The organism is Methanosarcina sp., assembly GCF_035390745.1.
In the GTDB taxonomy this organism is placed as follows: domain Archaea; phylum Halobacteriota; class Methanosarcinia; order Methanosarcinales; family Methanosarcinaceae; genus Methanosarcina.
Genome location: NZ_DAOOUJ010000037.1, coordinates 24,788 through 31,620, shown reverse-complemented (window position 1 = coordinate 31,620; position 6,833 = coordinate 24,788). Strand labels below are relative to the sequence as shown.

Below are 6,833 nucleotides of genomic sequence, written 5' to 3'. Positions count from 1 at the left end.
AAATTGATTTTAAAAACATAGAAGAAACAAACGAGAGCAGTGTATAGAGAAATATTCAGTATTAAGTTCTTCGGAACAATTATTCTTACCTCAAAAATATATTTCTACCATGTTAAGATACGATTACTACTGTTTTCACACTAACAGTATGTACATTCGTGTTTATTGTGATAAAAAAATCTAATTATATAAAATGAAAAAACACGATACCTTGACGAACTAAAATTACCTTTTTTCAGTCTCAGAACCTTAAACTTGCTCAGTGAATCTTATATATATCGAGTCACAATTAAATTAAGGGGAGTTGTAAGTCCCGTTAATAAATTGGGAAGATTTTGGGAATTAATACCTATTTAGATCATATTTAGGTGTCCGTATCTAAAAATGGGGAAGTTAGATGGCATCTTGGCTTTTTAGGATCTTACCAGGAACTTTTATTTTAACCCTGCTTTTGCCCCTATAAACCAGGGATTGCTCCTCAAGAGCTTAAATGGAGGTTAGATATTTGATACAAATTGATCCCAGTAAGATTCTGGTACGCTACAATGTAAAAATGGAAAAGCAAATGACACCAGAAGAAGCTGCAGAAGAACTTTATCCAAAAGACAAATTAGTTTACCCGATAGCAAAAGCCATTTTCGAAGGCGAAGAAGATGACGTTGTGGAAGGGCTGGAAAAAGCCATTGGCTCTGGAAAGGACCCAATCTCCCTTATTGATGACGCGTTAATGGTTGGTATGGGGGTAGTCACCAGACTTTACGATGAAGGAGTCATTTTCCTGCCAAACGTCATGATGTCTGCTGACGCTATGCTGGAAGGTATCGAATTCATAAAGAAGAAGGCAGGAAAAGCACCAACGGTCAAAGGAAAAGTTGTCTGCCACGTTGCTGAAGGTGACGTCCATGATATCGGAAAGAATATTGTGGCCGCATTGCTCAGAGCCAACGGATACGATGTAGTAGACCTGGGCAGAGATGTACCTGTAGATGAAGTCATAGCTTCTGTGGAAAAAGAGAATCCACTTATGCTCACCGGTACAGCCCTTATGACCACAACCATGTATGCCTTTAAGGAAGTTAATGACAAGCTCCTTGAAAAAGGTTATAGAATTCCTTTTGCATGCGGTGGTGGTGCTGTTAACCAGGACTTCGTATCTCAGTACGAACTTGGAGTGTATGGTGAAGAAGCAGCTGATGCCCCGAAGATGGCTGATTTCATTAAGGAGCATGGCGACAACATCGTAAAATTGAGGGAGAAATTCCATAAACACTGAGGAGGTGGAGTAGATGGCAGTAGCAAGATTTACTAAAATGGCTTATGCAAAAGCAGATGACATGGTTTTCGGAAAAGCTGTCAAGCCCGTTAAAGCAGGACTTGGACTTGAAATTGGTGCCGGATACACAACTCCCGAAGTTAACTATGCCCCGAGACCTGAAGCAGGTGCATCCAAAGAGAAGCTCGTAAAAGAGTATGAAAGGATCACCACAGACATCATGGCAAGGATGGTTCAGATTGGAGCTCCATCTGTTGTGCTTGAAACCGAACACGTCCAGCAGATGTCCAATCACCCTGATTGGGGAGCAGCAGTTGCACATGCCCAGAAAACCATCATGGAAGATTACCATGATGAATACGGCATAAAATGTGCCCTCCGCCACACAATCGGTGATATCCGTGAGAACAGGGACTTCCTCCAGCTCAGAGGCGACAAGTACTCCGTCTTCCTCGAGGCTTTCGAAGAATGCGCAAAATCCGGTGCTGACCTCCTGTCCGTTGAATCAATGGGAGGTAAAGAAGTATTCGACTATGCAATTCTCAGAAACGACATGGCTGGAGTACTTTACGGCATAGGCGTTCTCGGCAGTATGGACATGGAAATGATCTGGTCCGACATTGCAGCAATTGCAAAGAAAACCGGCACTGTTGCAGCTGGTGACACAGACTGTGCCCAGGCAAACACCGCAATGTTCATCGCAGGCGGTCTCCTTGACAAGAACCTCGCCCACACACTTGCAATTATCGCAAGGGCAATTTCCGCCCCCAGGTCTCTCGTTGCTTACGAAGCAGGCGCAGTGGGCCCTGGAAAAGACTGCGGCTACGAGAACACCATCGTAAAGGCCATTGCAGGCGTCCCCATAACTCAGGAAGGTAAGACCTCAACCTGTGCTCACTCCGACCTTATGGGCAACCTGGTCATGCAGTGCTGTGACCTCTGGTCCAACGAATCTGTTGAATACCACGGTGAATTCGGCGGTACAACAGTTCAGTGCTGGTCCGAGACCCTTGCATACGACTGTGCTCTCATGAACGTCGCCCTGGAGTCAGGCAATGAAAAGGTACTGAGAGACATGTTCGTGGCTTCTGACATAAACAGAGACCCGCAGGGCTATGTACTCGCATACCCGAACGCCTACAGAGTCGGGCAGGCAATCGTCAAGGATGGAAATGATATATACCTCCGTGCCAAGAATGCCGCTCTCGAATGCATTAAAATCGTTGAAGAGGGAGCAAAAGATAAACTCGCCCTTTCAAGGTTCGAAGCAACAGCACTTGCAAATGCAAAGGCAGCTTTCGAAGCCCTTACCGACGACAAGGAAAAGTTCATGAGCGACTGCCTTGACAAATATAAAAAGGAAGTCAAAGTCTTCCTGCCGGAGAACTACGGCCTCTAAAAGCAAATTTACCATTTCAAGGCTCGAAGCAGCTGCACTTGCAAATTCAAAGGCAGCTTTCGAAGCCCTTTTTTTCAAATGGCCGGAAAATACCCATTCTTACCTCCGCAGCCACCGGTTTTCAAGCTATAACTTGCAGAAAGCCTCCAGCAGCCTGTCTGGAAGTCCTTTAAAAAAATGAAATTAAAAATTAAGAATCTGTTTTTTAAAAAATCAAGCGTAATACTCGTTCCTTGCTTCTACCATAGCTTTAATATGAGAAACCGGGGTCATAGGTGCAATTCCACAGCCAGGTGCGAGCACATCAACGCCATCTGCAATAGCCTGTTTGGCCTCAGCTTTTATTTTATCAACCGGACCTGGAAGCAAAGTGAACGGGCTTGAAATGTTTCCTACAAGCCTTGCTCTGCCCCCGAGTATTTCTTTAGCTTTCTTTGCACTCCCGATCTTTTCTTCAACACTCAGACCTTCAAAGCCACAGTCTGCCATATAGTCAAGGATGGGGTTTACATTGCCGCAGACATGCAGTACTGTAACCGAGTTAACGCTTGAGGAGAACTTCTGGAGTCTCGATTGAAGCATAGTTTTAAAAGAGTCGGGACTCATAAGGTCAGGAGATGCTACAGGATCCGCAATGGCAATAATGTCTGCACCTGCATCTACCATAGAATTTGCATAGCTTATTGTGGCTTCGGTCGCGAAGTCCAGTACCTGCTCAAGGAGCTCAGGCTTTTTCAGAGACCATTTCATAAAAGACTTCACGCTTGCAAGGTCTGATGCAAGGGTAACCGGACCTTCCATTCCCCCAATAACAGGCACGTCAGATCCTACTTTTTCTCGGATAATTTTAATCGCGCCGAGTACAGCCTGGATCCTGCCCTTATCAAGAAGGTTCTCAGGCATTTCCATACCTTCAAGGTCTTTGGGATAAGGATGAGCCGTAACAGAAGGCTGCCTGTTCTTTGTACCCATATTGACCTCACAGCCCATTGCTTCTGCAAGCACGGTAAGGCAGTATGGAACCCTTACAGCTTCGAGCCCGCTGAGCTCATAGTTTGCAATCGCCAGTTTTGCCATTTTTTCAGAGTCAGAGTGAGCCTCCGGCCAGGCAGCTCCAACTTCATCCATTAATTCCACAATTCCTGTCTGAGTTACAGAACAAACAGGTACTTTGTCAACTTTCTTTCCTTCCAGCGCGTTTAAAAGTCTCTCTTTAAGTGTCATATCACCCATGGTTAGTCTCCCCATCGAAATAATTCAGAGATATATTCTGGCTGTATATAGCCACAGTTAAGAAATATGTTTAAGAAAATCTTCCGGCCATGTTTTTACCGCTGATTTATTTTGGCGATAAATATGACCGTTCAGAGTTTTTTAATTTAGAAGTCGTTTTTATAGCAGGATTGCCCCGGTAACCCCTTGAGGCATATAAAATTTTAGAGCTTATTCAACGGGCAATTAAGCCTGCAGGTCACCGAAATCCCCGTTTTCGGATTGACTAATATAATCTGGATTTTATGCTATATCATTGTTTGGGAGCATACGAATCAAAAAACTGTGACCTTTAAGAAAAGAGGACGTAAAATAAGTAGACAAATATGCTATATGAAATCCGCCACCGAAAAATTCTAAAGTACAGGACAAACCCCCTTATCAGCTGTGTAAAAAAATAAGAGAATAGAGAAGGAATCTGGTATGAAACTAAACACTGATAGAATAAGGATATTTGAGGGAGATATAGTGAAAATGAAAGTGGATGCCATTGTCAATGCGGCAAATAATACGCTTCTCGGAGGCGGAGGAGTGGATGGAGCCATTCACAGGGCAGCGGGTCCCGGGTTGCTAGAAGAATGCAGAACTCTTAACGGCTGCCCTACAGGAGAAGCAAAAATTACATCAGGGCACCTTCTGCCTGCAAAATACGTTATACATACAGTTGGTCCTGTTTTTAGCTATTAGGCTATACAGCACTAATTGGGGATTAATTGTATATAAAGAATTCGAATTAATAGAAATGTTTGACAGCTAAAAGAAAACACAGATATAGAAAAGCAGAATAGCCGGGATATGGGAAAGGTCTACCCCACATCCCGTGTGAGAGATGACTTGCCCGCAAGGCTACAGGCTTTATCAGGAAAGAAAACGTTTTTAGGGGTTTTTAGAACTCCCCATAAACTGTGCTCACTTATATATACGCTCCCAAAGTATTTAAGGATTGTTAGATATTTCTAACATTTATTTCTTTAAGCCTTTTGTCTAACTCATTCAGTGAGTTGAACACTTTCGTTTTCAGCATTTCGATTTCATTTAGGGTTTCAAGTACCCTGTCCTCATATTCACAGGCTACCCGATACTCTTGTGTGTTTAATTTCTGGTTCTCAGACATTTCACTTCTAGCAGACTTGCTGGTACTCTTTGCAAGTGAAAGCTTCGCACATACCAGATCATATTCCTTTGTGAGTCTCTCAAAGTCTTTTGTATCCCATACCATAGTATATCCCTCTTATATTGTTACTTTAAATGCAAATGTGTGTTCTGTCCGGTTGGTCGGAAGTTGACTAATATGATTTTAACTGGATTATAGGGCAAAAAGGGTTATTCTTCCCCTAGTTGCTGTTTTGCATGGTCAATAGCTTGTTTGATGGTTGCTTTATTACAGCCAAATTCTTCAGCTAACTTTCTCTGTGAGATTTTAGGGTTCTCTAAAGTCTTCTGATACACTTTTTCAGATATTGCCTGATACTTAGGAACCTGCTTAACCTTCCCTTCTTCAACTTTGTCAGAGGCTTCAGCCACAGTATCTATACAATCCTGTGTCATTCTCTTTCTTATTTCAGATCTCCTGCGTTCATACTCATTGTGTAGTGGCCCTTCTACCAGCCTGAACAAACACCGGGTGTATTTCACTCCATTCTCACAGACAAACGGATATATGGTTTTATGAGCTTTATAAATTTCTTTTACCTCTGAGAGCTTACCTATTGAAACATTCTTGTGAAATACTTGGGTCGTCATTTCAATCTGGAAGTGTGCCAGCTTTCTTGGGACTTTGTCAATCAGGAAGTCATCAGGCATTGTCAGAATTACCAGAGTGTTTGAATCCCTGAACGTCTGGATAATCTTGTTGAATGCTTTGTTTACAACGTTCTGGTAGTCCCTAGCTCCATAAGAAGCCCCTATATCATCCAGAATAAAGATATTGTATCTTTTCTTGTCTATATTCTTCACAATTGGTATGATAGTATCCAGTTCCATGATTGCACAATTATCTATAGTGAAATAGTCCTCTGGCTTTCCACCTTTGTGCTGTGCGATCCACTCACTCGTTTTTGTGGCTATGTACAGAGCAGCATTTGATTTACCCATACCCTGTTTTCCTACGATATTCAGGATACAGTTCTGGTTATGTTTGCTGGTGATCTTGGAGCCGAATAGTTCTCCCATAGTCAACCTATGAGCGTCCTTATTCAGGTACAGCTTTTTAACTTCCCTGAGAGGATCAATGTAAGGGTTCTTATCCGGGTGTTTCTTGGTTATGTGGTCCTGTAGGTCAAGAATACCGTTTCCGATGAAGTCACAGAACTCACATTTACACTTGGTTGCTTCCCTGGCTTCCATGATCCGTTTTAAGAAGGGGTTTGACATGTTGATCCCTGGTATTTCTGTGCTCACAACATCACCGCCAACTGTGTTTCAAAGCCGTAATACCTGTCAAAGTAGGTGATAAGTTCACCAAAAATTATTTTATTTGTTGCAATACTAGCATCTTGCCTTCCGTCTACTGAAAGTATAGATTTTTCTTTGGTCTTCTGCCGTTCTTTTTTTAGTTCTTTATCCTGTTCTACTTCAAACAATGTGTTCTTTGCTTCTCGCATTGCTTCCCTGTCGTTTGGGTCAATCATTCTGTTAATCAGTATGTCCACATAATAATCCAATAGCCACACAAGTTGTGATTTATCCCGGCAATCTGCAGCACCGTTAATCTTGTAAAACAAGTTAGCCAGTGATTTTATGTAGTCGTCCTTTGAGTCGTATTCTGGACCCCCAACGTTCACAGAATCATCAGTTTGTTCCATCGTTTTTTCACTCCCTTATTCTTAGCCTTAATGTTTCTTCATGTTTCATGAGAAAATTTTTATTTTCATGTGGTCACATTGAAAG

Annotated in this window: 6 protein-coding genes and 1 pseudogene; 3 read left to right on the top strand and 4 right to left on the bottom strand. The window is 42.5% G+C overall.

What is annotated here, in order from left to right; genetic code table 11:
- The first annotated feature begins 490 nt into the window (after positions 1–490).
- Positions 491–1,273, top strand: coding sequence for a methanol--corrinoid protein MtaC (gene mtaC / locus PLL47_RS09655; protein WP_324445985.1), 783 nt, complete (start codon positions 491–493; stop codon positions 1,271–1,273).
- A gap of 13 nt (positions 1,274–1,286) precedes the next feature.
- A complete protein-coding gene (mtaB, locus tag PLL47_RS09650; protein WP_324445984.1) occupies positions 1,287–2,672 on the top strand; it encodes a methanol--corrinoid protein co-methyltransferase MtaB in 1,386 nt (461 codons plus the stop codon).
- Positions 2,673–2,885: 213 nt separating this feature from the next.
- On the opposite strand, the gene mtaA is transcribed toward mtaB, so the two are convergent.
- Positions 2,886–3,905, bottom strand: a complete 1,020-nt coding sequence (gene mtaA, locus PLL47_RS09645) for a methylcobamide:CoM methyltransferase MtaA (protein ID WP_324445983.1) — start codon at positions 3,903–3,905, stop codon at positions 2,886–2,888.
- A gap of 462 nt (positions 3,906–4,367) precedes the next feature.
- Here mtaA and PLL47_RS09640 point away from each other — a divergent pair.
- A pseudogene (locus PLL47_RS09640) lies at positions 4,368–4,622 on the top strand (macro domain-containing protein); the annotation flags it as partial.
- A 268-nt stretch (positions 4,623–4,890) separates the two neighbouring features.
- Here PLL47_RS09640 and PLL47_RS09635 read toward each other — a convergent pair.
- The 3 genes from PLL47_RS09635 to PLL47_RS09625 form a co-directional block, all read right to left on the bottom strand.
- Positions 4,891–5,163: a hypothetical protein gene (locus PLL47_RS09635; protein WP_324445982.1), complete on the bottom strand. Its 273-nt coding sequence runs from the start codon at positions 5,161–5,163 to the stop codon at positions 4,891–4,893.
- Positions 5,164–5,267: 104 nt separating this feature from the next.
- Positions 5,268–6,344 (bottom strand): nSTAND3 domain-containing NTPase, encoded by a 1,077-nt coding sequence (locus PLL47_RS09630; protein ID WP_324445981.1) that lies wholly within the window; start codon positions 6,342–6,344, stop codon positions 5,268–5,270.
- Positions 6,341–6,748 carry a hypothetical protein gene (locus tag PLL47_RS09625; protein WP_324445980.1) on the bottom strand — a complete coding sequence of 136 codons (408 nt, stop codon included), beginning with the start codon at positions 6,746–6,748 and terminating at the stop codon, positions 6,341–6,343. Before PLL47_RS09625 ends, PLL47_RS09630 begins: the two co-directional genes overlap by 4 nt.
- Positions 6,749–6,833: the final 85 nt, after the last annotated feature.